Genomic DNA, 23,980 nt, shown 5'->3' on the forward strand with positions numbered 1-23,980 from the left:
TAGCCAGAAGAGTGCATCACTGGAAGTCTACGAGTAGGGTACCTACCATAAATTTATTTTCTCTGGAAAGATGCCCAAAGTAGTAACTAATAGCCGAATTTTAACAGCCCCTTTGTCATCTGGAGCAGTTGAGGCAATCACTATGCCAGCAACCTTTCATACCACTGATGCCACCTACAATAGTCAATCAGAAGCCCCTAGCTTTCAATTAGATGAAATGGAACCAACAGTTAGGGATCTAGTTGATCTAGAGATGGAGGAAGAAGAAACTGCCAACTTAGCGAAAACTCCTAACCGTCGTACCAACGACTTAGTTCGCTTATATCTGCAAGATATAGGTCGAGTACGTTTGTTAGGGCGAGATGAAGAAGTTTCCGAAGCCCAACAAGTCCAGCGCTATATGCGGTTGCTGGAATTACGAGATCAAGCTGCCCAAGAGGAAGATGGGGTACTCCGGCAATATGTAGAGTTGATTGAAATTCACGATCGCCTAGCAGCTAATCTAGGTCATCGTCCCTCATTTGAAAGATGGGCTAATACAGCAGGAATCGCAGTAGCAGATATCAAGCCAATTTTAGCTAGCGGAAAACGCCGTTGGGCAGAAATAGTCAATTTAACTATTGAAGAACTAGAACAAATTCAAACTGAGGGGATTAGAGCGAAAGATCACATGATTAAGGCAAACTTGCGCTTAGTCGTGTCTGTCGCCAAAAAATACCAAAATCGGGGTTTGGAATTGTTGGATTTGATCCAAGAAGGTACTTTGGGATTGGAACGAGCAGTTGAGAAGTTCGATCCCACCAAAGGTTATCGCTTCAGCACTTATGCTTACTGGTGGATTCGGCAAGGCATCACCCGCGCGATCGCTACTCAAAGCCGCACCATTCGTCTCCCAGTCCACATTACCGAAAAACTCAACAAAATTAAAAAAGCCCAGCGCAAAATCTCCCAAGAAAAAGGTCGCACCGCTACCTTAGAAGATTTAGCAAAGGAACTGGAAATGACACCTTTGCAAGTCCGAGAAGTTCTCTTCCGCGTTCCTCGCTCTGTTTCCTTTGAAACTAAAGTCGGGAAAGAAAAAGATACCGAACTAGGCGACTTGCTACCCACCGAAGAAGTTTCTCCCGAAGATACTTTAATGCGGGAAGCTCTCTACCGTGACTTACAACAGCTTTTAGCTGACTTAACCACCAGAGAAAGAGATGTCATTCTCATGCGCTTTGGTTTAGAAGATGGTCGCTCCTACTCTTTAGCAGAAATTGGTCGCGCCTTAGACCTATCTCGCGAACGAGTTCGACAAATTGAAGCGAAAGCTTTACAAAAATTACGCCAACCGAAACGCCGTAATCGTGTCCGTGATTATCTGGAGTCTTTTGGTTAAATTTTTCAGTTAGTTCATTGTGTTTGTCTCCGTTGACCGAGATTGCTGTTCTCGGTCATATTTTTTTGGCAAGTGAACTCTTGGTTTTAGAGCAGATTATCAATAATAATAATTTTTTTAATATCAGGTTGAAAATTATTCCTCACGCCAGAAACCTTTCCTAGCAATGGTTTGAGTTTTTGCTTATGTTTATCTAATCAAAATTTTTCTCAATAATCTTAGTTTTATTAGATCCTTTTAGAAAGTTATTTTCAATAAGTAAAAGTTCTTGAAAATAAGTAGCGATATTGTGTATCCTTCCTGAATAGAAGGCTTTCTGAGAACGTCAATATGACTACCTACACAGCAGGCTCGTTTAAAGCTGAACTGAATGAAAAAGGTTGGCGTTTAACTCCCCAAAGACAAACTATTTTGCAAGTCTTTCAAGACCTTCCCGAAGGGAAGCATTTGAGTGCGGAAGAACTTTATTCTGTACTCCAAGGTCAAGGCGAGAAAATCAGCTTATCTACGGTTTATCGGACTCTGAAGTTAATGGCAAGAATGGGCATTCTGCGAGAATTAGAACTAGCAGAAGGTCACAAGCATTACGAAATTAATCAGCCCTATCCCAATCACCATCATCATCTAGTCTGTATTCAGTGCAACAAGACGATCGAATTTAAAGATAATTCGATTTTAAAAGTGGGCTTGAAACAAACGGAAAAAGCGGGACTGCATTTGTTGGACTGTCAACTGACTATTCACACAGTTTGTCCAGAAGCTTTACGCCAAGGATGGCCTTCTGTGCTACCAAGTAATTGGTCTTGTTTGCGCTCCCACACTCCATCAGCTGAGGAATCCAAGTCGTAGGGGCAATTCATGAATTGCCCCTACGACTTGGATTCCTTCCAAATTGTGCATTCCCAGAACCAATCAGGTTTACTTATTACCACAAGTACGAGAGAACCAGAGTCCTTAATTAAGATAAATTCTCAATAATCTAAGTTTCTTGAAAATAAATCGCTAATTAGTTATCATTTTCAATAACTGTACCTTTCTTGAGAATGAGATTATGCCAGTCTATACAGCATCCTCACTGAAAGCTGAGCTAAATGAAAGAGGTTGGCGTTTAACACCCCAAAGGGAAACAATTTTGCACCTGTTCCAAGAATTGCCCAAGGGGGATCATTTGAGTGCTGAGGATCTTTATCAGCGACTCGAAAGCCAAGGGGAACCAATTAGCTTATCTACGATTTACCGCAGTCTGAAATTAATGGCGAGAATGGGTATCTTGCGTGAGTTGGAGTTGGGCGAAGGACATAAACATTATGAACTAAATCAGCCCTATCCCCACCATCACGACCACCTAATTTGCGTGCGTTGTAATAAGACTGTGGAATTTAAAAATGATGCAATTTTGAAAATAGGAACCAAAACCGCAGAAAAGGAAGGGTATCAATTACTTGACTGTCAACTTACAATTCATGCAATTTGTCCTTCTTGCCAACGGGCTTTGCTACCGATTTAGAAAAAGTTACTTCAACGGTATGGCGATACGTGCTTTTCTTGAATGCCCGACAGGGCTATACGCACACGCTGGCGCGATACTGCTACGCAACGCTGCGCGATCGCTCAGGCTCTCAGATATTTTAGTCTGAGAGCCAAAAACTAGTGCAGGACAGCATAAAAGCTGAATAGAGAAGCTTTATTCCCTTGGAGGCTGCTGCATTCTGTGGTGTCGCACTATGGTTGAGTAAGAAGATCGCTCTCACTGACTCCGTAAGCTTTTTGGGCTGCTTTGAGTGCAGTTTTCGTTTCTTCGCTAAAAATTCCATTGACTGGCCCCTGATAAAATCCTCTTTCTTTGAGTCTGGCTTGAATCTGTGAGACAGAAGTGTTACGGATACTGGGTGAAGTTATTAAAGCGGTTTTGGTGCTGCTATCGACAATTCCGTTAGGTGTGAGTCCGGCTTGTTTTTGAAACCGAATTACAGCTTCTTTGGTTAAGGGGCCAAAGTTGCCTGTGGTATTGCCTCTGTAATAGCCTAACGCTTGGAGGCGTTCTTGTAGGGCTTTGACATCCTGACCGCGATCGCCTTGCTGTAAAGTGGCTTGAATAATGGTTCTGTTATTACTTTCTGGTTTGTCTGAGTTATTAGTTAGGGAACCATTAGTAAAAGGAGAATTATTAAAGGTGGGGTCTGGTGCTTGAGCTTGAGGGGTATTATTTTTAGCTAAAGCTGTCCAAGTGTTAAAGCCGACAATGCCATCAACTGTTAGACCGTTAGTGCGTTGAAATTGTTTAACTGCTATGGAAGTGGTGATGTCGAACTTGCCATTGACCTCCCCATTGTAAGCACCTGCATTAATTAAAAGTTGTTGTAAGGTTTTGACTTCTGGATCGATCGCACCTCTGCGTAAGATTGGTTCTTTACTGGGATCGATCGCTATTTCTGGGGTTTTTCTGGTTTCTGGTGTCGGGGTGGTTGGTGCTACTTCTGGAGTGCTTTGAGCTACTTCGGGACTGTTTGGAGTTACTGCTGTGTTTTCTTGAAGTTTCTGTTCTAAAGCAGTGATAGTAGTGGTTTCAACAATCCCATTTGCTGTTATGCCTTGGTCTTGCTGAAAGCGAATTACAGCTTTTTTGGTTAATGGGCCAAAGTGTCCGGTGGGACGACGATCGAAGTAACCTAATTTTTGTAATTTTTCTTGGAGTTGTGCGACTTCTGGGCCTCTGCTACCTTGAGTCATTTGAGCCATTGCTTGAGTAGCAATACCGATGGTACTCAGAGCGATCGCCAAGCTAAACAAATGAATACAGGTTTTTGTGCTGACTTTTTTCCAATTTACACTCTGGAAGAGTTTGAGATATTCTAAATTAGTACTAAAGTTCTCCTCTGAATCTTCTGTTTGTGAACTTGCCTGATGTATGTAAATAAGGTTTTCCATAATTTCCCAATCCAGCTTTCTACAAAACTTCTTCCCACTCCAAGTTAAGAAGTAGGCTATCAAAATTTTAATTTACAGTTATTCTCTATTCAATAAGTCAATTAATAAATAATGTGACGTATTACTCTGTCAGGTTTAACAAAAGGTTAGGCAAATCTAGTCAAATTAATAATCTTCTCTTAGATTGTTGTTAAATCAGGAAACTTTTTCGGAAATTTATAAAAATTTCCTCATTAAGAGGGATGTAAAGCAATACTGCTCGGTTAAGCAAATTTGTTGTCTGTAGGGGCAAAGCATTAGGACAAAAAATCTAGAGTTTGAGTCATAAATTGTTCCCCGAGCTTCGCCCCTACCCTTAACCGAGCAGTATTGGGGTTGATCCTTGCTCTGATTGAAGATATACTTGACTAATTAAATAAGTATAAATAGGTTTGGCAATGTACGCAATCAAAAGAGAGTTGCAGCTAAATAATAAAGAAACCTCTTTAATGCGTGGCATTGCTGGCTTTCGGAGATTTGTCTACAACTTTGGGCTAGAGATGTTAGTCGCCAGTTGGAGTTTTGAGGGTGTTAATCTCAGGGACTCCTTCATGATTGATATTATCAAGCAAGTCTTCACCCAAGTAATTATGAAGATGCCTGAATATGCGTGGACGAAGCAATACCCGTCTACTGTGTATCAATCAGCTTTTATCGATCTGAAAAAGGCATTTAAGAGATGGCGACAAGGATTAAGTGGTTTCCCTAAGAAGAAAACCAAAAAGAAAGGTGATTCGTTTACAGTTTACAAAACGTCTGGTATTTATCCAGAAAAAGGTAAACCACCAATCCCTTTTACTAACCGAGTAGTCATCAAAGCAGATAAAAGAATTCAACTCCCTGGATTAAAAGAGTTTAGACTTAAGGAAAAGATAGGTTTTATTTGCAGTTCGCAAACCTTTACTGTTACTCGGACTGCGGATAAATGGTTTGTTTCCTTTACTCTGGATGCCCAGAAAGTTCCTCCTATTTATCACCCAATTGAACGAGTTGGAGTTGACTTAGGGGTGAAAACTTTGGCAACCGTTAGTAATGGAACTTGTTACGCCATGCCAGTTTCTATTAAAAAGGCGAAAACCAAGCTCAGTAAACTGCAATGGTGCAATCGTAACAAGGTTTTGGGTAGCAAGAAATTAGGAGTTAAGGCATCCAAAAACGCCAAGTATTATTATGTTGAATTAGCAAGGCATCATGCCAGGATTGGCAATATTCGTCGCGACACGGTTCATAAAATGACAACGGATTTGAGTCGTAGCGCTTACTGCATTCGGATTGAGGATTTGAACGTCTCAGGGATGATGGCGAACCGCAAACTTGCTACGGCGGTTAGTGATAATTGCTTCTATGAAGTGCGTCGTCAATTGGTTTATAAACAAAACCACTATGGAACCAAAGTTGAGCTAGTTGACCGATGGTTTCCTTCATCCAAGACCTGTTCTTGCTGTGGTCACATTCAGGAAATGAAACTCTCAGATAGAGTGTTTAATTGCCAGAAATGTGACAGCGTAATAGACAGAGACTTAAATGCCTCAATTAACCTGGAAAATGCCCCACCTGAAAAAGTAAGGTCGGCTCGACCTGAACTTAACGCCTGTGGACAAGTTGGTGCCGACACCCTTGGTTGAAGCAGGAAGAAAACACCACATCAAATTAACAAGTTTAGTTAGGTTTGGATAGGTTTTTCAGAGCAGGTTAGTTTGATGGCGAATTATGCCGATCGCTTTTCGGAGACTGTTGAGTTGCTTGAGAGCCATCATGGGGTTCAGAACCATTACCATTACCATTAGATCCATTATGCCCGTCTAAATTTCCCCCATGACGGTAATAGATTAGAGTCTGAGCTTTTGGTTTTTGAGTTGGCTTTTTAACTGTGGTTTCAGTTGGTTTGTGAGTCCGTTTGCGGAAGGCATCTTCGATACTTTTAACCACAATAAACAACACAGGTACTATTAACAAACTCAAAACTGTAGCGATACACATTCCCCCAATTACAGCAGTACCCAAAGACTGACGTGCAGCTGCACCTGCGCCTGTAGCGATCGCCAATGGTAAAGTACCAATAATCGTGGAAAAAGCTGTCATTAGAATTGGGCGTAACCGTTGTTGAGAAGCTTCAATAGCAGCCTTGACAGTTGATAAACCCCTTTCTCTTAATTGGTTGGCAAATTCGACAATTAGAATCGAGTTTTTACTTGCCATCCCAATCAACATTACTAAACCAATTTGAGTGTAAACATCGTTGGCAAATCCTCTGAGTAACACTGCTATCAGCGCCCCTAAAATTGCTAAGGGAACGCTCAACATGATAATGAATGGGTCAACATAATTTTCGTACTGTGCTGCCAGTACCAAAAATACCAAAATAAATCCAAAGGCAAAGATGAAAATTGCTTGTCCTCCTGCCTGAATTTCCTCTAAAGTTAACCCAGACCATTCATAACCAAAACCTCTAGGTAAGACTTCTTTGGCTATGTTTTGCATTGCAGCAATTGCTTGTCCAGAACTGACTCCTGGTGCTCCCGAACCGTTAATTTCTACAGAGCGTAATAAGTTGTAATGCGAGATAACTGATGGTGCTGTTGTTTCCGAAACTTTGACTAAATTACTCAGCGGAACCATTTGGTTAGTTGCCGATCGCACGTACAATTTATTGATGTCTTCTGGATTAGAACGAAACTGGGTATCAGCTTGGACATAAACTCGATAACTGCGGTTAAATTGATTGAAGTCATTTACATATTGCGAGCCTAAGAAAATTTGCAAAGTGCTGAAGATGTCTTCTAAAGAAACTTGGAGAGCGTTGGCTTGATTGCGATCGACTTCTACAGTTAACTGCGGTGTATTCCCATTAAAATTTGGTCGCAAACCAACTAATGTTGGCGGTGCTGGGTTATTAGGAGTACCAGGATAAGTGCTGGCTCTACCTAAGAATTGACCCAAAACTTGCTCCATAACTCTAAACCCAAGATTGTTTCTGTCTTGGAGTTGAAATTCAAACCCGCCAAAGTTACCTAAACCTTGAATTGCAGGTGGTGCAAATGGGATAACTGTTGCTTCTTTAATGCCAAGTAATTGAGGGAAAAGACTACCAATAATTGCTTGTGCTGATTGGTCAGGTCTTTTCCGTTCTTCCCAAGGTTTTAAGGTTGTAAAAATCAAGCCGTTGTTGGGAGTTGAGCCACTAAAACTGAAGCCTCCAACAGCAAACACATTCATGACATCTGGTTGTTTTCTGAGAATACTTTCAGCTTTTTCTAACACTTTTTCAGTGTAGTTTAAAGAAGTTCCTTCTGGGCCTTGAACAATAGTGATAAAGTATCCTTGGTCTTCTTGGGGTAAAAATCCTCCCGGTACGATTGTAAACAGCCAATAAGTACCAGCTAAAGCGGCAACAAATAAGATGAGGACGAGATACCGCAGTTTGGTGACAAACCCTAAAATCCAAGCATAGAGTTGTCTGACTTCATCAATAACCCAGTTTATTGGCCTGAAAAACCAGTTATTTGTTGTTGAGGACCTTCTCAGTAACAAAGCTGAAAGAGTTGGCGTAAGAGTAATCGCGTTGAAGGTAGAAATTGTGATGGAAAAAGCGATCGTCAATGCGAATTGTTTGTATAACTGTCCGGTAGTACCAGGGAAAAATGCCACTGGTACAAATAGCACAATTAGTACTAATGAAGTGGCAATAACCGCTCCCAGTAATTCATTCATAGAATGAATCGCTGCTTCTACGGGATTTTCTCCCTCATCTTGAATTCTGCGAGTGACATCTTCGACAATGACGATCGCATCATCCACCACCAACCCTGATGCTAAAGTCAACCCAAACAAAGTCAGGGTATTAATATTAAATCCCAGTAATTTGACGAAGATAAAAGTACCAATTAAAGCTACAGGAATCGCAATAGTGGGAATTAAAGTCGATCGCCAATTCTGTAGAAACAGAAAGATAATTAAGATTACCAACCCCACCGCCATGAGCAAGGAAATTACAACTTCCTCGGCTCCAGCTTCAATAAATAAAGTGGTATCGTAAGCAACTTGATACTTAATCCCCGGAGGAAAACTTGGCGCTAATTCTGCCATAGTTTTTTTGACAGCGCGTGCCACCGTTAAAGCATTACTACCTGTTAATTGACTAATTCCTAAACCAACTCCTCTGCGTCCGTCAAATCGCAAAATGGAACTGTAATTTTCTGCACCTAATTCGGCTCTACCGACATCTTTTAATTTAATTAAACTGCCATCCTCACCAGTTTGAATTACCAATTCAGCAAATTCATCGGCATCTTGAAATCTTCCCATCGCTTGGACAGCGAGTTGATATTGTTGATCTGGTGGTGCAGGTTGTTGTCCAATTTGTCCAGCACCGACTTGCAAGTTTTGTCTTTGTAAGGCAGTTACTACATCTTGGGGAGTTAAATTCCGACTCGCTAAACGATTAGGATCTAACCACAAACGCATCGCATAAGTGCGTTCCCCAAATATTTGGACATTAGCGACACCTTTAATTCTTTTTAAAGCGTCGGTAATGTAAAGATCGGCATAGTTACTCAGATATAGGTCGCTATATCGATTATTTTCGGCATAGAGTCCGATCGCTAATAAAAAGCCACTAGTTTCTTTATTTACCCTGACTCCCGTTTGTTGTACTGGCCCTGGTAATCTGGATAAAACAGAAGAAACCCGGTTTTGAACATCTACCGCTGCAATGTCTTGGTCTCTTTCTAATTCAAAGGTCAAAGAAACACTACTAGTACCATCATTAGCACTAGTAGATTTAATGTATTTCACTCCTTCAATACCGTTGAGTTCTCTTTCCAAAATATTAGTGACAGTAGACTCAACAACTGAGGCATTAGCACCAATGTAATTAGAAGTAACTGTTACTTGAGGCGGGGTAATTTCGGGATATTGAGCGACGGGTAAGAGGAAAATACAAGCTGCTCCAACCATCGTAATAATGATGGAGCAAACTGTGGCAAATACTGGTCGCCTGATGAAGAAATCGGATATAGAAAAAATCATGAAGTTTAATCAGGTTTTTGTCATTGGTCATTTGGCATTGGTCATTTGCCATTGGGTAAAAGTAATTTTTTAGTTACTTATCAATTACACTCACTAATGACTAATGACTAATGACTAGTTTGATGGTTGTTGATTAGCTTGTTCCCCAGGTTTACCTGCTCCCGGTGCTTGGGTTTCAGGCACAATTGCAGCACCGTCTTGCAGTTGCAAAATTCCGGCAACGACTATTTGTTGTCCTGGTTGTAAACCTTTAAGGATTTCCTGTTGATTACCAGTGATTTTGCCTAGTTCGACAGGTACTTGACGAGCGATCGTATTTTCTGGTTTGTCAGGTGTAGGTGCTTTTTCCACCACAAACACGAAGTTTTGTCCCCCTAACCGGGAAATTGCGGTAACTGGTACAACTACTCCGGGACGAGTGTCCCAAATAATTCTCGTTTCTACATATTGATCGGTTCGCAGCAAGCCATTGGAGTTGTCGAAGCTGGCTTTAACCAGGATTGATTGGGTTTGGGGGTTAATATTGGGTGCGATGAAGGATATTTGTCCGGTTTGTATGGGTTTACCTTGATTGTCGATGATTTGTACTGGCATTCCCATGCGGAGTCTGGGGGCTAGTTCTACGGGGACGTTGATTTGGGTTAGTAGGATGTTGTTGTCTGCGATCGTATAAAGTTCAGTTGAAGGACTCACGTAATCACCGACTTTGACCGGAATATCTCCAATTACACCCGCAAAAGGAGCATTAATGCTGTAATAATTTAGCCTGACTCGTTGTTCGGTCGCGACCGCTGCTTGTTGTTGAATTATTCTGTTTTGTTTAGTAATATTAGCTTCGGCTCTGGCAATGACTGCTTGTTGAGCGCGAATGTCAGCTTCAACTTGCGCTAAATCAGCTTGGGCTTTTTGCAAATCTAGTCGTCTTTGATCCAGTGCTTGTCTAGTCACTGCACCTTGACCTTGCAGTTGCGAAAATCGGCGAAATTCTCCCTGTTGAAATGCCAGATTCGAGAGGTTAGACTCTCTTTCTGCTTGTCTAGATGCCAGGGTTTGTTTAGCATTGGCAACATCTGCCTGTGCTAATTTCAATTCCGATCGCGCTGATTCTACTGCCGCTATTTGACTTTGCAAAGATGCGGCTTGTTCGGCAGGGTTAATTTGGATGATCGGTGCGCCTGTTTGGACGCGATCCCCTGGCTTAACAAATATATTAGTAATCTGACCGGAAACTTGCGGTTTTGGTCTTACAGACTGCCGAGATTCCAATCGCGCCACATATTCCGAACTTTCCTCGATCGTTTTCGGTTGCACTTCTCCCATCCTCACTGGCGTTGCCATTGGCCCACCTGGACCGCCTGGGCCACCCGGCCCACCTGGGCCTGCTTGTTGTTGCCCGCTAGGTTGGAAAAATCGATTGTAAGCAAACCATCCACCACCACCAACTAACAACAGCATGAACAGAATTGCTAAGATTCGCAGAAATTTTTTGCTGGGTTTAGAGGCAGAAGTATCGAGGGTAGAAATATCTTCTTCTTGGTAATTTTCTAAGATAGGTTCGCGATCGTCTTTTTTTTCTACAGGCAGTACTGTGATATTTGGCAACTGTTCACCACTGCTGCGCTGTTGTGTATTTTCGGTATTCATCTGCCCCTCTAGAGAATTAACATACTATACCGCTAGAAAATTGTAGTACTCCTAACTAGTACTTTGCGACAGTCGAAAGAGATACTTTCAGATCGAGACTAGAAATGATTACAAAATCTGCATTGTAACACAGTTGTAAATTACAGTGTTTAAATTTAGCTTCTGATTTATTAGTAATCATCGATCGTGAAGATCTAGGGACTAACAATATTCCATATTTTGTACTACTTTTTTCTCTTTTCTCTAAAATATTCCATTAAATTTAGTTTAAAAAGAATTTAATTTAGGGGAACTTTGGAATCTTAAATAGAACTAAATTGGGAAATTTTTAACTTTAAATTAATTTAATCTCTATAAACTTGACCTACAGCCAAAAAAGTTTAATGATATGCTTAGCAGATTTCCTGTTGAGACAATAAATGCTAGAAACCCGACGTTTGACTGCTACCCTAGCTATAACTCTGCTGACTGCGGTTGCTGGATGTTCCTCTAATATCTCTTCTCCAGCTGAATCTAATACTTCTGTGCCGCAAGTTAACTCCTTAAAAGATGCCACGACAAATGCTGCTCAACCAGCTATTTCAGTTGCCAAATTAACTCTAGCTGCTATTAATCCCAATCCCGTAGAACAACTGAAAATCAATCAATATCTCAGTGGTTTAGCAGCTAAAGGTTTTACCAAAAAAAGCCAAGGAGTATGGGTACAATCAGGTGATAAATTGTTAGCAAATCATCAAGGTACAGTACCTTTACCCGCTGCTTCAATTACTAAGGTAGCCACAAGTTTGGTAGCGCTTTCTACCTTTGGCCCAAATCATTGTTTTGTAACTACAATCAGCAAAAATGGCCCGGTTAAGAATGGTATCTTAGAGGGTGACTTAATCATTCAAGGAAACCAAGACCCGTTCTTTATTTGGGAAGAAGCATTTGCTTTAGGTAATTTTTTAAATCAGTTAGGCATCAAGCGAGTTAAGGGAAACTTGCTGATTAGTGGCAAGTTTTACATGAATTATGAAAATAGTCCTTTAAAATCGGGAAATTTGTTAAAAGTTGGGATTAATTCCCGAATTTGGACACCCGAAGCGTTAACTCAATATCAAACTTTGCCTCCTGGTACTCCTCGACCACAAATAATAATTGATGGTGCAGTGAAAGTAGTTCCGAAAGCACCGAGTAATACTAAACCTTTGGTGCGTCACTATTCGCCAACTCTTGCCGATTTGTTGAAAAAAATGAATCGGTATAGTAATAATAAAATGGCAGAAATGATTGCTGATTCTGTTGGCGGTGCTAAACAAGTGGCGAAAAAAGCTGCTACTATTGCTGATGTTTCTCAAACCGAAATTCAATTAATTAATGGTTCGGGTTTGAGTGAGTTAAACAAAATTTCTCCTCGTGCAGCAGTAGCTTTGTTTTTGGCGATCGATCGCTATTTAAAACCATTAAACATGACTGTTGGAGATGTGCTAACAGTAGTAGGACAGGATAAAAGTATTTTGGATGAACGCCAAATTCCTCGGATGTCAGTGGTGAAATCAGGTAGTTTGAATAATGTGAGTGCTTTAGCGGGTGCTTTACCTACAAAAGATAAGGGAATTGTGTGGTTTGCAATTATGAATGGCGGAACAAATTTAACAGGTTTCCGCACTCAACAAGAGTCACTTTTGAACAATTTAGTTAATCAATGGGGAGTAGTTGATTCTCTACCTGCCGAGTTAACACCAACTCAAAAACCCGAAGATCAAATGTCTCGAAACGAGGTTGTAAAGGAGTGAAAGAAAGTTTCGAGTTTTAAGTTTTGAGTGTTGAATTAATATAAAACTTAAAACTCATAACGCAAAATTCATAAATCCCTAAATCCCATTTCTTGTAATCCTTGGCGTAGTCTTGCTGCTTCATTGGGGTTGTTATTTTGGTGAAGTTCGATCGCTCTTTTAAAAGCTACTAAACTCTCCGAAACCTTACCAATTTTTAGGAAAACAACTCCTAAATTTTGGTAAGCATCGGCATAATTGGGATTTAGCTTAATTGCGTACTGATAAAGATCGATCGCATCTGAAAATCTTCCGATTTGCTTTAATAACATCCCCAAATTATAATAACCTACATCAAAATTTGGGTCAATTGCGATCGCAGTTTCGTAAGCTTTTTGCGCTTCTTTTAGTTGATTAGTTGCTTTAAGAACATTCCCTAAATTAACCCAAGCGCCTAATTTTAATTCTGGTAAAATCGATATCTTAGTAGCAGTTTGATAATGCAATTGAGCTAAATTTAACTGTTCCAAAGACTCGTAAGCAATACCCAAGTGATAATGTAATTCGTAAAGTACACCTGCATCTATTGAATTAGCAGTTAACCCACGTTGTAAAAGTTCTATTCCTGCGTAATTTTCACCAATTTCTGTATATAATGCTCCCAATTTGTTGCAAACATAAGGATCGTTGGGATGCTGCTTTAAATAACCCTCCATTGTGATTTTTGCGGTTTGAAATTTGTTGCGCGATGCGATCGCTCCAGGTTCATAGCCATAATGTAAAATAGCCACATCTGATAAATTAGCAATTTGCCATTGCGGTTCCTTCTGCAAAAGCAAACTTACACTATCATCAATCATTGCATGATAAGGACGAGAAAAATAAACCTCTGGATGTTTGCGGAATAACCGAGAAACTAAAGAATAAGGTGCTTGTTTTGCGCCGATTTCTAATCTTACCAAATTCACAACTAAAAGGTTAGGTTGTTGAATTAGCTGTTTTAAATGTGCCACAATTTCTAGTTTTAAAACTTCATCTGCATCCAAAACTAAAACCCAGTCACCTTGCACATATTTTAAAGCTTCATTCCGCGCCACCGAAAAGTCATTACACCATTGAAAATGATAAACTTTTGCGCCAAATTCTTGAGCAATTTCCGGTGTTTTATCGGTAGAACCAGTATCTAAAACTATGATTTCATCTACTACATTTTGGACGCTTTTGAGACAATTTGGTAGGGAGGTTGATTCATTTTTAGCGATCGCGCAAAGGCTAAGTTTCATATTACACCGAGAAAGTTTAAGTTTTTCTTCTGTCTTTAATAGAAATTTTATGGCAAAATCAGTATCAAGTATAGTTAACCCGGAATTAAGTGAATAAGGTAGGATGCAAATGAAGAACTGATTTCGTAATCATAAATTTAACACAATAAATATTGTAATAACAGTAACACTTGCAGTAGCGGGCATTTTGGTAAGTGTATATCTACCAGAAATTAGAAAGTTACTTGGTTTAGATTCTTTAGTACCGTATGAATCTAAAGTTAGGGAAAAATTAAACCTGAATAAAACTATCTAAGGCTAAGGAAGAAAATATGAACCTTTCAATAGTCAACTTATACGAAACTGACTTTTATGCTTGGACACAAAGACAAGTAGATTTGTTGCGTAAGCGTGACCTAAACAATCTTGATATTGAGAATTTGATTGAGGAAATAGATTCTTTGGGTAAACAGGAAAAACGAGAATTAGTGAATCGTTTGGGAATTCTACTTGGACATTTATTAAAATGGGAATATCAACCTAACAAAAGGTCTAGGAGTTGGGTGGCAACAATTCGAGAACAACGTTACAAACTTCTCAAACTTCTAGAAGAAAATCCTAGTTTAAAACCTTATCTATCAGAAGCGATCGCTCAAGCTTACCAATCTGCATTAGCTTTAGCTGTTAGAGAAACAGAAATGCCATTTAAAACATTTCCCTCTAGTAATTCTTACGCTTGGGAAGAAATAGAAAACACTGAATTCTTACCAGGAATCCAACTTGATTCAGATGAAGACTTGCTTAATTGATGCTACGCTTGGGAAAACCTAGCTCATACTTTTGCAAAGAGCGATCGCTACTCTAAGCAACGGAACCCTTTTTCTTCCTTTAGTTTGCTATCAAAACTAACGGTTTCTGTACAACCTGCTTGGCGGGCAATTACTCCGATTAAATAATCAGAAAAATCGGCTCTAACCTGTTTATAAATTTGTAGGGCTTGGTCAACAATAGAACGGCTTTCAAATTCAAAAGCTGCACTGTGTAACATTGCTTCTAGGATATGGATAATTTCATCTTTACTAAACCCGTAATTTCCACCTCTGAGAACCCAAACTAATTCGCACAAAACAATATTGGCAATAAAGCAGGGTTGGTTTTGTTGAATAAGTGTAACTGCTTGCTGCCACTGTTGTTCATCATCTTGGGTGAGATAGCGAACGAGGATATTTGTATCAAGTCCAATCATTCGCGCCCTCATAAATAGCCATATCCATTTCTTCGATGCTTGTTTTCTTCATTCCCGATCGATGTAGAATTCCTGATAGTTCTTCCACAGGAACATTCAAGGGAAAGAGTTTAACTTGCCCGTCTTCATCAATAATGAAACTGATTTTACTGCCGCTCACTAGTTTTAAGCGATCGCGAATTTCTTGAGGAAGAGTAATTTGTCCGCTTTCTGTGACAGTAGCACTAAGCATGGTAAGAATTATGGTAAATCTGGTTTTGCGAATATTTTAGCGCGTTAGCGAAGCGTGTGCGTTAGCACATTCGCCCTCCCCATATCCTCAACTATCAGAATCTTTCTTTCTGGTTTTTTCATCAATTATTCGCTTAAATAACTCAAATTGCTCTTGTTCTTCTTCTTTGGTTTTTGGGGGATGAAATACGATCGTTTCTGAGTCTGGTTTACGGCGACTAAACAGCACGCGCAAAGCTTCAAGATCGTCATCACCGCCGCGATTTGCAAGTGCATAAGCTTTCAATTCGGCGTTAGTCATTGCTTCAAAGTTCGGTTTCATAGAAAATACCAAAATCCACTGGAAGGTACAATTATTTGTAATTCGTCGCCTGCCAAAATATAAACATCTCCTGTCTGATAATCGAAACGGAATAGTTGAATATTTCTATAGCCGTTAGATAACCATTCACAGACTCGTAGACAGGCTTGAGCTTGTTCATTCGTTGGGTTAATATTTTTTTCCTCAATTGTGACACAGAGATTAAAATACTACAAATTAGGTGCGATCGCGCTGGGGAAAACCGCTCGCATATTTCCCAAAAAGAGCGATCGCATTTAAGAAAATTGAACGCATATTTTTTTTGCAAAGAGCGATCGCACAGACCAGTAGTTGCGCTTTAGCGCTAAAGCGCAACTACATACCTTTTTAATCAGTCCGCGCAGGCGGACTTAGTTTGTATAGCTGCGACTTAAGTCGCCCCCTCTCCAACACCTTCGCTACCGGAATCGCCCAACTCAAACTATTAATTTTTTCCTGCAAACTTACCTCCACTCATGCCCTTTTCGATATCATTGGTGTAACCAATTTGATAACCACCTTCCAAAGCTTTCTCTAACAACATAGAAACCTTGCCAAAAGCGCATCTTCATACAGAATTGGTATCAATAAAAAAACCCTGCCTCAACACACTGAGAACAGGGTAAATCTTCAGAACTTTCTACACTAAAAAACCGAAATTACAATTTCAAGTCAGGAGGTAAAAGTACTGTATCAATTACGTGAATTACACCATTACTAGCCTTGAGATCGGCTTGGGTTACTTGAGCATTATTGACTTTCACTTTGCCATCTTTCACCGCCAAATTAACTGTACCGCCTTCTACAGTTTTGGCTGCTCCAGGCTTTATTTGAGTAGACAGAACTTGACCAGGAACTACATGATAAGTCAAAACTTTGACCAGTTTGCTTTTGTTTTCTGGCTTCAACAAAGCTTGTACTTTGTCTTTACCTAATGCGTCAAATGCAGCATTTGTAGGAGCAAAAACTGTGAATGGCCCTTTTTCAGATAGAGTTTCTATTAGTCCAGCAGCTTTTAAAGCCGCTGTTAAGGTAGAAAAATTGTTGTTACCGGAAGCAACTGCCACAATGGTCTGGTTTTGTGCAACACTTGTGCCTGCCGATGCTGGCGCAACAGTGGGTTGTGAGGTTGTGGACATCGCACCAGAGTGTGTTCCAGATTGAGCTTGGACTAATACTGGCAGAGAAATTAAGGCGCTAACTCCCGCTACTGCAACAATACCTCTTAACTTTTCGCTCCGATTCCGGCTGTTTACTGCTTTCATAATGTCGCTCCAGCGTTTGCGTCGTTTTGTAAAGAAATTGTAAAGCTACATATTAATTTATAACATTTTGTAAAGAATTCGGTATAAGCAATACTTAGCTTACACCATAGTTTTGATTAATTTTTCTTTTAATAGAACCAATAGGTAGCAGGAATCCCATTACCCTTTTGCTGAAGTCAGATGAATCTAGCGGCGCGATCGGATAAACTTTCAGAGTTACAAAAAATGCTCAAGGAAAGGCGAAATGCTGGAGCTTTACCAATTTGAAATGTCGCATTACTGCGAGAAAGTTCGACTAATTCTAGACTACAAAGGTTTAACCTATAAAAAAATCGAGGTTACACCGGGAATTGGTCAAATCGACCTCTACAGAATGTCTGGTCAGCGAAAAGTACCTGTACTCAAAGATGGTAGTGAAATCATAGCTGACTCAACTGCGATCGCCAAATACCTAGAGCGCAAGTACCCAGAAAGACCAATTATTCCCACTGACCCCCAACAAAGTGCGCTTTGTTTCCTGCTTGAAGAATTAGCCGATGAGTCTATTGGGCAGAAAAGTCGTAAGGCATTATTTAGCGGTTTCAGTCAAAGTCAAAATTTCCGCACTGCACTTTTGCCCACCACAACGCCAGACTTTCTCAAACAGCTGGTAGGAGCAGTACCCAGCGACTTGTTAAATGCTTTGGGTTTTGGCATGGGTTTGAGTCCAGATGTGATTCAATCAGCTTTGGATGACCTGAAACAAGTTTTAGAATCCTTGTCAACACTAGTTTTGAATAGACCTTATTTAGTTGGAGACCAACCAACTTTAGCTGACTTTGCCGTAGCGGGTTTGAGTATGTATGTCAAATTCCCTGATGGCCCTTATTTAGATATTCCCCCTAATCTCAGAGGAAAAGGAGTCCCTGGAATTGCAGATAGCATAGCTTTTGACGCATTCTTTAGCTGGCGAGATAAACTTTACGCTGACTATCGAAAGCCTTTGACTGCTACTAGTTCTCCCACTTCCGGCCCGACATCAATTCAGATAGATTAATAGGTACGTTGTTGCGCTTTAGCGCTAAACTATAGCGCTGAAGCGCAACAACATACATATATTTTGTTGAAAATTATTAGTTGCTTATCTGTAATTGCGAATTAGAACATAAATTTAATTGTCAAATACCATGAAACAAAAGTAAAATTTTGCCAATGACCAATGACAATTGACTAATAATTATTAGCAATGACTTTAGGCAAACCGTTAGGTTCAGTTATTCAAGGTTCTCTGAGTGAAGGTTTAGAAGTACGTCTGCACCCAGATGTTTCGGTAGAGGATATGCGGGTGGGGAAATTTTTGGTGGTGCAAGGTGTACGATCGCGTTTTTTTTGTATGCTAACCGATGTGGCATTAGGCACTTCTAGCCAAAGAATTGCGGCTAATCCTCCTGATTTTGGCGATGATTTATTAAGAGAAATTCTGGCTGGGAGTAGTACTTATGGGACGATCGAACTCACTCCCATGTTAATGTTTACACCAATTCCCGATCCTCCAGCTTTTTTCCCCCTCAACGGTAAATCCCGTAAAGCTTTACCAGAAGCAGCGAAAAATTTAGCTTCCTTTCAAGCCAATACTAATAGTGAAGAAATAGAATTACGACCAGTCAAAACAATTCCCAGTCACTTTAGCCAAGTTTACGACGCAGAAGAAAGAGATTTTCGCACCGTTTTTGGCTGGGAAGATGACCCACAAAGGTGTAATTTTGCGATCGGTCAACCATTAGATATGGATGTACCAGTTTGTCTAGATTTAGAAAGATTTGTCGAACGCAGTAACGGCGTTTTTGGAAAGTCGGGAACTGGTAAATCTTTTTTAACTAGATTGTTATTATCCGGGATTATTCGCAGACAAGCCGCAGTTAATTTAATTTTTGATATGCACTCGGAATATGGTTGGGAAGCAGTGCGGGAAGGAAAATCTTTCAGCACAGTTAAAGGTTTGCGCCAACTATTTCCCGGACAAGTACAAATGTTTACTCTCGATCCACAATCAACCAAAAGACGCGGAGTTCGGGATGCTCAAGAGTTATATTTAGCTTACGACCAAATCGAAATAGAAGATATTAAATTAGTAGCAAGCGATCTAGGTCTTTCTGATGCTGCGTTAGATAATGCAACAATTTTGCATAATGAATTCGGAAAATCTTGGATTATTACCTTATTAAATATGACTAATGAAGATATTCAAGGTTTTTGCGAAGAAAAGAAAGGACATAAAGGTTCGATTATGGCTTTACAGCGCAAATTAATGCGTTTGGAAAACCTAAAATATATGCGAAATACTTGTCCTAAAAATTATGTTAATGGAATTTTGCAATGTTTAGAAGCAGGTAAGAATGTAGTTATAGAATTTGGTTCCCAGTCAGATATGCTTTCTTATATGTTGGTGACAAATATGATCACCAGAAGGATTCATAGAGAGTATGTCCGTAAAGCAGAAATGTTTCTGCAAACTAAAAATCCTATTGACCGACCCCAACAATTAGTAATTACTATTGAAGAAGCTCATCGTTTCCTCGATCCGGCGATCGTTGGCAGTACAATTTTCGGTATTATCGCCCGTGAAATGCGGAAATATTTTGTTACACTATTAATAGTGGATCAGCGACCTTCGGGAATTGATAATGAAGTCATGTCCCAAATTGGTACTCGCATCACTGCCTTGCTCAACGATGAAAAAGATATCGATGCAATTTTTACAGGAGTTTCTGGGGCTGGCAGTTTGCGATCGGTCTTAGCTAAACTAGATTCCAAGCAACAAGCTTTAATTTTAGGTCACGCCGTCCCCATGCCAGTAGTCGTGCGAACTCGTCCTTATGATGAAAAGTTCTATCAAGAAATCGGCGACACCATCTGGGAAGAAGAGCCAGACGAAGCAGTTTTTGCCGCAGCTGAAGCCGCTAAAGCAGACTTAGGCTTTTAGAATAAGTTTTGAGTTTTGAGTTAGGGAGAGTTTTGAGTTATCATTTGTCCGATCTCCCCATCTCCCCAATTCCCAGAAACCCCTACACAAAACCTACAGTATTTGCTATGATCGTGTTTCTCACCTAAGAAAGTACGGTTATTGCACAAGCCAAAAGCTTTTCAGGGCAAGGTTAATGAGGCATCCTTATATATAGAGCAGTAGAGAGAATGCCTAAAAAAATAGAAGAGGCATAAAGCAATGATTATTTTTACAACGAAACTTTTGCGGAGAATTGGGGAATATTAAACGTAAGGATGAACCAAAAGTCCCCGATCGCTGTCTAAACTTACTACAAAGCAAGGCTAGGGCAGTTCTATAACGAGTTCAAGTTGAAAAAATTTATAACCAAGAGTCTACAGGAGCAGGTATCATGATGTATTTCTTGTTCCAGCCAATTTACTATCTTTACCTGCTCCCCAAAATCAGGAGTTGAGGCATCTAGTAAACCCCTAATAAACAGCTTACCTCTTTATTTGCCAAATGATGGGAGGAAATACCTGGGAAAAGCTAAAAATTAAAAATTTTCTTATCCCAGATAGCCTGATTCCAATTCTCTGGTATTGAGAAAAAAGATAATAACCCTTACATCTATGGCAAGATGAAGTTTTTTTACCTATCAGACTAAGCTTTTGTTGAGTAAGTTTCCTGATATCGCTTCCGCTCCATCCCAGCCACCAGTTCATTGTTTGTCTAAGAGAGTTCATTAAGCACCCATGCCCACTGTAAAGAACGAAAAAACTAATGCCAACCCCAAATTCACTGCCGATATGGTTCGTACCTATCTGCGTGAAATTGGTCGTGTACCTTTGCTCACCCGCGAACAAGAAATCGTTTATGGTAAGCAAGTACAACAAATGATGACCCTGCTGGAAGCGAAGGAAGCCTTAGCAACCAGTTTAAAACGGGAACCCACTCGTAAGGAATGGGCAGATCATGTCCAAATGAGTGAAGCAGAGGTTTCTGATGCGATTCGGCGGGGACAGCGAGCCAAGCAAAAGATGATTGAAGCTAACTTGCGCTTGGTAGTAGCGATCGCCAAAAAGTACCAAAAGCGAAACTTAGAATTTTTGGATTTAATCCAAGAAGGTACTCTAGGTTTAGAAAGAGGTGTGGAAAAGTTTGACCCGATGCGCGGTTATAAGTTTTCCACCTACGCTTACTGGTGGATCAGACAAGCGATTACGAGAGCGATCGCCCAACAAGGACGCGCCATTCGTCTTCCCATTCACATTACCGAAAAACTGAATAAGATCAAGAAAGTGCAACGGGAACTTTCCCAACAACTTGGTCGCAGCGCTACTCCCGCAGAAATTGCTGCATCTCTGGAACTCGACACCAGTCAGATCCGTGAATACTTAACTATTGCGCGTCAGCCAATTTCTTTAGATGTGCGCGTTGGCGATAACCAAGATACCGAACTTTCCGATCTTTTGGAAGATGATGGTCCATCTCCAGAAAACTTCATCACCCAAGAGTCTTTGCGTCAAGACCTCGAAGATCTTTTGGCAGAACTAACACCCCAACAACGGCAAGTCTTGAGCTTACGTTTTGGTTTAGCTGATGGAAATGCTCTCTCTTTGGCTAAAGTAGGCGAACAACTCAATCTCAGCCGCGAAAGAGTCCGTCAACTAGAACGCCAAGCTTTAGATCACCTACGCCGTCACCGTGCTAACGTTCGCGAATATCTGGCAAGTTAAGCAAAAGCCTTAGTTAGGTTAGTTTCAGAATTAAAGGACAGGTAGTGTATTGCTACTTGTCCTTTAATTATTGTGGCTAACAACTTTACATCTCAGATCTTGGATCAAGAGGCAGAGCCTCTGTTTCTCGTTCCCAGGTTGAACCTGGGAACGAGTATTGGGAGGTTCTACCTCACAAGCTGCAAGACCTAAGTTCATAAGCGATCCAAGTCAACGATCGTGCCGATCGAGACCTCAAATTAGATTGAGTTGAGTCACTGGTTTTGCGGTTTTGCATCACAGAAAAAGCTGAGTAATATCACGAAAAGTACAGATTTTCCTCACTAGATTGTCCTAGCGATCGCGGCATTATTAAAAATGTGAGTCGGAAAGAAAACCAGAACAACTCTCAGGAGTAAGCAAATTATGAAACTGATTGATTGCGATCGGATCTTTCTGAATACTTTTATAAAGTTTTGTAAAGAATATCGGAAATCGTTTACAACCTCAGTGAATCCCTATATTGGAGATGCCACGCCGCTATTTTAGATAGTTGTGAGGAAATACCCTCCGCTGGGATAAGCGCAATCAACCAGTAGAGTGAAGTGTAAAACTTGTATTTTCCCTTAAATTGGAAATACAAGATTTAGGCAGATTGAATCTCCAAGAGCTACCTGTAATAGGTGCTGTATTAGTCCCGTATTGGCGAATTCAGAAGTAAATTAAGTTCATCAGGGGCAATAACCATGATTAAACATACTATTCATACATCTTTACAATTAGGTAAAAAATTCAAAGGCATAGAAATCTCTTTGGCTGCCTTAATGCTGATGACAGGTTTTAGCACTGGTGAAGTTAACGCCATGTCAAGAAAGGATACACCAACGACAGCCAGAACGCAAGTAGCCCAAAGTAGAAATAGTACTGCTGCTTCAGCTAATCTAAAAAATGGCGTATATCTTTATGGTCAGTCTGCGAAGCCAGAAGTGATGGGAAAAGAGTACGTAGTCTTTGAGGTACGTAACGGACGGGTGATTGGTGCAGTTTATTACCCTCGCTCGGAGTTTAACTGTTTTCATGGTACGGTTCAGGCGCAACGCTTAAATGTAACGATGGTCGATCCGATGATGGAAACTGCTGACTCGACTCCTCCAGAAAAACAACCTACCGATCGAGTAGCTGCTGTAGGTAACTATCAAGGTATTGACCAAGTTTCTGTTCCCTATTCTGTAACACTGCAAGATTATCGCCCAATTGCTAATGTGAGCGAAAATGACAAGCGGATTTTAGGGATGTGTAAAGCTGATTATCAGGAACGAGTTTGGGGCAGATAAAACTGCTGAATTTCGGTTAGTTTAAAATTCAATTCCTGGTTGAGCTTTGACTCCTTGTTCCCGAAATGGATGCTTAATTAGTGTCATTTCAGTGACTAGATCTGCTTGGTCGATTAATGCTTGGGGTGCGCCTCTACCAGTGAGAATAATGTGAGAATTTTCCAGTTTTTCTGTTAATCCAGCGAGAATGTTTTCTACTTTTAAATAGCCTAATTTTAGAGCTACGTTTATTTCATCGAGTAAGATTAATTTAAATTCTGGGTTACGGATAAAAGTTAGGGCTTTTTCCCATGCTTGTTCGGCTTTTTGAATATCTCTTTGGCGGTCTTGAGTTTCCCAGGTAAAGCCTTCGCCCATTGCATGAAATTCTAGCAGATCGGGCCAGTGACTCAAGACCTTTTTTTCTGCGGGTTCCCAAGCGCCTTTAATAAATTGTACGATCGCCACTCGATAACCATGACCGAGCGATCGGAGTACCATACCTAAAGCAGCGGTGGTTTTTCCTTTACCATTGCCAGTATGAACGATGATTAATCCTTTTTCTAGGTTACGTTGACCGAGGCGTTGTTCTTGAACTTCTTTGCGCCTCTCCATTTTGCGCTTGTATTGTTCTTCACTTAAGGCTGATGAGGTTGCTTCTTCGTTTAAGCGTTCTGCTGTTAAGTCTGGTGAGTTGTCTAGTTCCATTAGCTTTGTCGATCGGAGAACCTTTCAAATTGTATAGCAGTATTATTTGTTTGGTGCGAGAGGTTTTTTATTGAACCGCAAAGGACGCAAAGGAAAGAAAAAGAGAAGAGTTTGTTTATCTTTAGGTTATGAGGGAAGTTGAGCAAATATAGGTAGCATTG

Annotated in this window: 20 protein-coding genes and 1 pseudogene; 10 read left to right on the forward strand and 11 right to left on the reverse strand. The window is 40.4% G+C overall.

The genetic code is table 11. The features are described from left to right. Positions 1-142: 142 nt before the first annotated feature. From sigC to ACE1CA_RS15275, 3 genes are all read left to right on the forward strand, one after another. Positions 143-1,381, forward strand: a complete 1,239-nt coding sequence (gene sigC / locus ACE1CA_RS15265) for an RNA polymerase sigma factor SigC (RefSeq protein ID WP_413277464.1) — start codon at positions 143-145, stop codon at positions 1,379-1,381. Positions 1,382-1,711: 330 nt separating this feature from the next. Then, positions 1,712-2,230 (forward strand): Fur family transcriptional regulator, encoded by a 519-nt coding sequence (locus tag ACE1CA_RS15270; protein ID WP_413277452.1) that lies wholly within the window; start codon positions 1,712-1,714, stop codon positions 2,228-2,230. A 202-nt stretch (positions 2,231-2,432) separates the two neighbouring features. After that, positions 2,433-2,888 carry a Fur family transcriptional regulator gene (locus ACE1CA_RS15275; protein ID WP_413277453.1) on the forward strand — a complete coding sequence of 152 codons (456 nt, stop codon included), beginning with the start codon at positions 2,433-2,435 and terminating at the stop codon, positions 2,886-2,888. Positions 2,889-3,103: 215 nt separating this feature from the next. Here ACE1CA_RS15275 and ACE1CA_RS15280 read toward each other — a convergent pair whose 3' ends face one another. After that, positions 3,104-4,309: a peptidoglycan-binding domain-containing protein gene (locus ACE1CA_RS15280; RefSeq protein WP_413277454.1), complete on the reverse strand. Its 1,206-nt coding sequence runs from the start codon at positions 4,307-4,309 to the stop codon at positions 3,104-3,106. 437 nt (positions 4,310-4,746) lie between these two features. Here ACE1CA_RS15280 and ACE1CA_RS15285 point away from each other — a divergent pair, with 437 nt between their 5' ends. Further along, the gene (locus ACE1CA_RS15285; protein ID WP_413277455.1) at positions 4,747-5,973 is read left to right on the forward strand and encodes an RNA-guided endonuclease InsQ/TnpB family protein; all 1,227 of its coding nucleotides are present in this window, start codon (positions 4,747-4,749) and stop codon (positions 5,971-5,973) included. A 67-nt stretch (positions 5,974-6,040) separates the two neighbouring features. Here the strand turns inward: ACE1CA_RS15285 and ACE1CA_RS15290 are convergent, their stop codons facing one another. Beyond that, complete coding sequence (locus ACE1CA_RS15290; RefSeq protein WP_413277456.1) at positions 6,041-9,376, reverse strand: efflux RND transporter permease subunit; 3,336 nt, start codon at positions 9,374-9,376, stop codon at positions 6,041-6,043. 114 nt (positions 9,377-9,490) lie between these two features. Beyond that, positions 9,491-11,020 carry an efflux RND transporter periplasmic adaptor subunit gene (locus ACE1CA_RS15295; protein WP_413277457.1) on the reverse strand — a complete coding sequence of 510 codons (1,530 nt, stop codon included), beginning with the start codon at positions 11,018-11,020 and terminating at the stop codon, positions 9,491-9,493. Between the two features lie 419 nt (positions 11,021-11,439). On the opposite strand from ACE1CA_RS15295, the gene ACE1CA_RS15300 reads away from it, so the two are divergent. Beyond that, positions 11,440-12,795 carry a D-alanyl-D-alanine carboxypeptidase gene (locus tag ACE1CA_RS15300; RefSeq protein WP_413277458.1) on the forward strand — a complete coding sequence of 452 codons (1,356 nt, stop codon included), beginning with the start codon at positions 11,440-11,442 and terminating at the stop codon, positions 12,793-12,795. 68 nt (positions 12,796-12,863) lie between these two features. Here the strand turns inward: ACE1CA_RS15300 and ACE1CA_RS15305 are convergent, their stop codons facing one another. After that, positions 12,864-14,057 carry a tetratricopeptide repeat protein gene (locus ACE1CA_RS15305; protein ID WP_413277459.1) on the reverse strand — a complete coding sequence of 398 codons (1,194 nt, stop codon included), beginning with the start codon at positions 14,055-14,057 and terminating at the stop codon, positions 12,864-12,866. Between the two features lie 311 nt (positions 14,058-14,368). Between ACE1CA_RS15305 and ACE1CA_RS15310 the strand changes: the two genes are divergently transcribed. Beyond that, complete coding sequence (locus tag ACE1CA_RS15310) at positions 14,369-14,845, forward strand: DUF29 domain-containing protein (protein ID WP_413277460.1); 477 nt, start codon at positions 14,369-14,371, stop codon at positions 14,843-14,845. A gap of 47 nt (positions 14,846-14,892) precedes the next feature. Here ACE1CA_RS15310 and ACE1CA_RS15315 read toward each other — a convergent pair whose 3' ends face one another. From ACE1CA_RS15315 to ACE1CA_RS15340, 6 genes and pseudogenes are all read right to left on the reverse strand, one after another. After that, positions 14,893-15,282 carry a type II toxin-antitoxin system VapC family toxin gene (locus tag ACE1CA_RS15315; protein ID WP_413277461.1) on the reverse strand — a complete coding sequence of 130 codons (390 nt, stop codon included), beginning with the start codon at positions 15,280-15,282 and terminating at the stop codon, positions 14,893-14,895. Then, positions 15,269-15,514 (reverse strand): AbrB/MazE/SpoVT family DNA-binding domain-containing protein, encoded by a 246-nt coding sequence (locus tag ACE1CA_RS15320; RefSeq protein ID WP_413277462.1) that lies wholly within the window; start codon positions 15,512-15,514, stop codon positions 15,269-15,271. Before ACE1CA_RS15320 ends, ACE1CA_RS15315 begins: the two co-directional genes overlap by 14 nt. 87 nt (positions 15,515-15,601) lie before the next feature. Next, positions 15,602-15,835 carry a DUF6887 family protein gene (locus tag ACE1CA_RS15325; RefSeq protein ID WP_413277463.1) on the reverse strand — a complete coding sequence of 78 codons (234 nt, stop codon included), beginning with the start codon at positions 15,833-15,835 and terminating at the stop codon, positions 15,602-15,604. After that, complete coding sequence (locus tag ACE1CA_RS15330; protein ID WP_413277465.1) at positions 15,832-16,023, reverse strand: DUF6888 family protein; 192 nt, start codon at positions 16,021-16,023, stop codon at positions 15,832-15,834. Before ACE1CA_RS15330 ends, ACE1CA_RS15325 begins: the two co-directional genes overlap by 4 nt. Before the next feature lie 296 nt (positions 16,024-16,319). Next, positions 16,320-16,409 (reverse strand): annotated as a pseudogene (locus tag ACE1CA_RS15335) (serine protease); the annotation flags it as partial. 103 nt (positions 16,410-16,512) lie between these two features. Further along, positions 16,513-17,118 carry a fasciclin domain-containing protein gene (locus tag ACE1CA_RS15340; protein WP_413280837.1) on the reverse strand — a complete coding sequence of 202 codons (606 nt, stop codon included), beginning with the start codon at positions 17,116-17,118 and terminating at the stop codon, positions 16,513-16,515. Positions 17,119-17,362: 244 nt separating this feature from the next. Here ACE1CA_RS15340 and ACE1CA_RS15345 point away from each other — a divergent pair, with 244 nt between their 5' ends. From ACE1CA_RS15345 to ACE1CA_RS15360, 4 genes are all read left to right on the forward strand, one after another. Continuing rightward, on the forward strand, positions 17,363-18,154 hold the full coding sequence (locus ACE1CA_RS15345) for a glutathione S-transferase family protein (RefSeq protein WP_413280836.1): 792 nt from the start codon (positions 17,363-17,365) through the stop codon (positions 18,152-18,154). A 189-nt stretch (positions 18,155-18,343) separates the two neighbouring features. Beyond that, complete coding sequence (locus ACE1CA_RS15350; RefSeq protein WP_413280835.1) at positions 18,344-20,080, forward strand: helicase HerA domain-containing protein; 1,737 nt, start codon at positions 18,344-18,346, stop codon at positions 20,078-20,080. Positions 20,081-20,835: 755 nt separating this feature from the next. Next, entirely contained in the window at positions 20,836-21,819 is a 984-nt protein-coding gene (locus ACE1CA_RS15355) for an RNA polymerase sigma factor, RpoD/SigA family (RefSeq protein ID WP_413280834.1), read from the forward strand. Between the two features lie 725 nt (positions 21,820-22,544). Continuing rightward, entirely contained in the window at positions 22,545-23,132 is a 588-nt protein-coding gene (locus tag ACE1CA_RS15360) for a hypothetical protein (RefSeq protein WP_413280833.1), read from the forward strand. Positions 23,133-23,153: 21 nt separating this feature from the next. Here ACE1CA_RS15360 and cobO read toward each other — a convergent pair whose 3' ends face one another. Continuing rightward, positions 23,154-23,819 (reverse strand): cob(I)yrinic acid a,c-diamide adenosyltransferase, encoded by a 666-nt coding sequence (cobO, locus tag ACE1CA_RS15365; RefSeq protein WP_413280832.1) that lies wholly within the window; start codon positions 23,817-23,819, stop codon positions 23,154-23,156. Between the last annotated feature and the right edge of the window lie 161 nt (positions 23,820-23,980).

It is taken from the genome of Floridaenema evergladense BLCC-F167 (assembly GCF_041929205.2).
GTDB classification, from domain to species: domain Bacteria; phylum Cyanobacteriota; class Cyanobacteriia; order Cyanobacteriales; family Aerosakkonemataceae; genus Floridanema; species Floridanema evergladense.

Excerpts from the sequence above, each read along its gene's own strand:
- sigC (WP_413277464.1), top strand. The coding sequence starts at position 143 with ATGCCAGCAACCTTTCATACCACTGATGCCACCTACAATAGTCAATCA.
- ACE1CA_RS15270 (WP_413277452.1), top strand. The coding sequence starts at position 1,712 with ATGACTACCTACACAGCAGGCTCGTTTAAAGCTGAACTGAATGAAAAA.
- ACE1CA_RS15275 (WP_413277453.1), top strand. The coding sequence starts at position 2,433 with ATGCCAGTCTATACAGCATCCTCACTGAAAGCTGAGCTAAATGAAAGA.
- ACE1CA_RS15280 (WP_413277454.1), bottom strand. The coding sequence starts at position 4,309 with ATGGAAAACCTTATTTACATACATCAGGCAAGTTCACAAACAGAAGAT.
- ACE1CA_RS15285 (WP_413277455.1), top strand. The coding sequence starts at position 4,747 with ATGTACGCAATCAAAAGAGAGTTGCAGCTAAATAATAAAGAAACCTCT.
- ACE1CA_RS15290 (WP_413277456.1), bottom strand. The coding sequence starts at position 9,376 with ATGATTTTTTCTATATCCGATTTCTTCATCAGGCGACCAGTATTTGCC.
- ACE1CA_RS15295 (WP_413277457.1), bottom strand. The coding sequence starts at position 11,020 with ATGAATACCGAAAATACACAACAGCGCAGCAGTGGTGAACAGTTGCCA.
- ACE1CA_RS15300 (WP_413277458.1), top strand. The coding sequence starts at position 11,440 with ATGCTAGAAACCCGACGTTTGACTGCTACCCTAGCTATAACTCTGCTG.
- ACE1CA_RS15305 (WP_413277459.1), bottom strand. The coding sequence starts at position 14,057 with ATGAAACTTAGCCTTTGCGCGATCGCTAAAAATGAATCAACCTCCCTA.
- ACE1CA_RS15310 (WP_413277460.1), top strand. The coding sequence starts at position 14,369 with ATGAACCTTTCAATAGTCAACTTATACGAAACTGACTTTTATGCTTGG.
- ACE1CA_RS15315 (WP_413277461.1), bottom strand. The coding sequence starts at position 15,282 with ATGATTGGACTTGATACAAATATCCTCGTTCGCTATCTCACCCAAGAT.
- ACE1CA_RS15320 (WP_413277462.1), bottom strand. The coding sequence starts at position 15,514 with ATGCTTAGTGCTACTGTCACAGAAAGCGGACAAATTACTCTTCCTCAA.
- ACE1CA_RS15325 (WP_413277463.1), bottom strand. The coding sequence starts at position 15,835 with ATGAAACCGAACTTTGAAGCAATGACTAACGCCGAATTGAAAGCTTAT.
- ACE1CA_RS15340 (WP_413280837.1), bottom strand. The coding sequence starts at position 17,118 with ATGAAAGCAGTAAACAGCCGGAATCGGAGCGAAAAGTTAAGAGGTATT.
- ACE1CA_RS15345 (WP_413280836.1), top strand. The coding sequence starts at position 17,363 with ATGCTGGAGCTTTACCAATTTGAAATGTCGCATTACTGCGAGAAAGTT.
- ACE1CA_RS15350 (WP_413280835.1), top strand. The coding sequence starts at position 18,344 with ATGACTTTAGGCAAACCGTTAGGTTCAGTTATTCAAGGTTCTCTGAGT.
- ACE1CA_RS15355 (WP_413280834.1), top strand. The coding sequence starts at position 20,836 with ATGCCCACTGTAAAGAACGAAAAAACTAATGCCAACCCCAAATTCACT.
- ACE1CA_RS15360 (WP_413280833.1), top strand. The coding sequence starts at position 22,545 with ATGATTAAACATACTATTCATACATCTTTACAATTAGGTAAAAAATTC.
- cobO (WP_413280832.1), bottom strand. The coding sequence starts at position 23,819 with ATGGAACTAGACAACTCACCAGACTTAACAGCAGAACGCTTAAACGAA.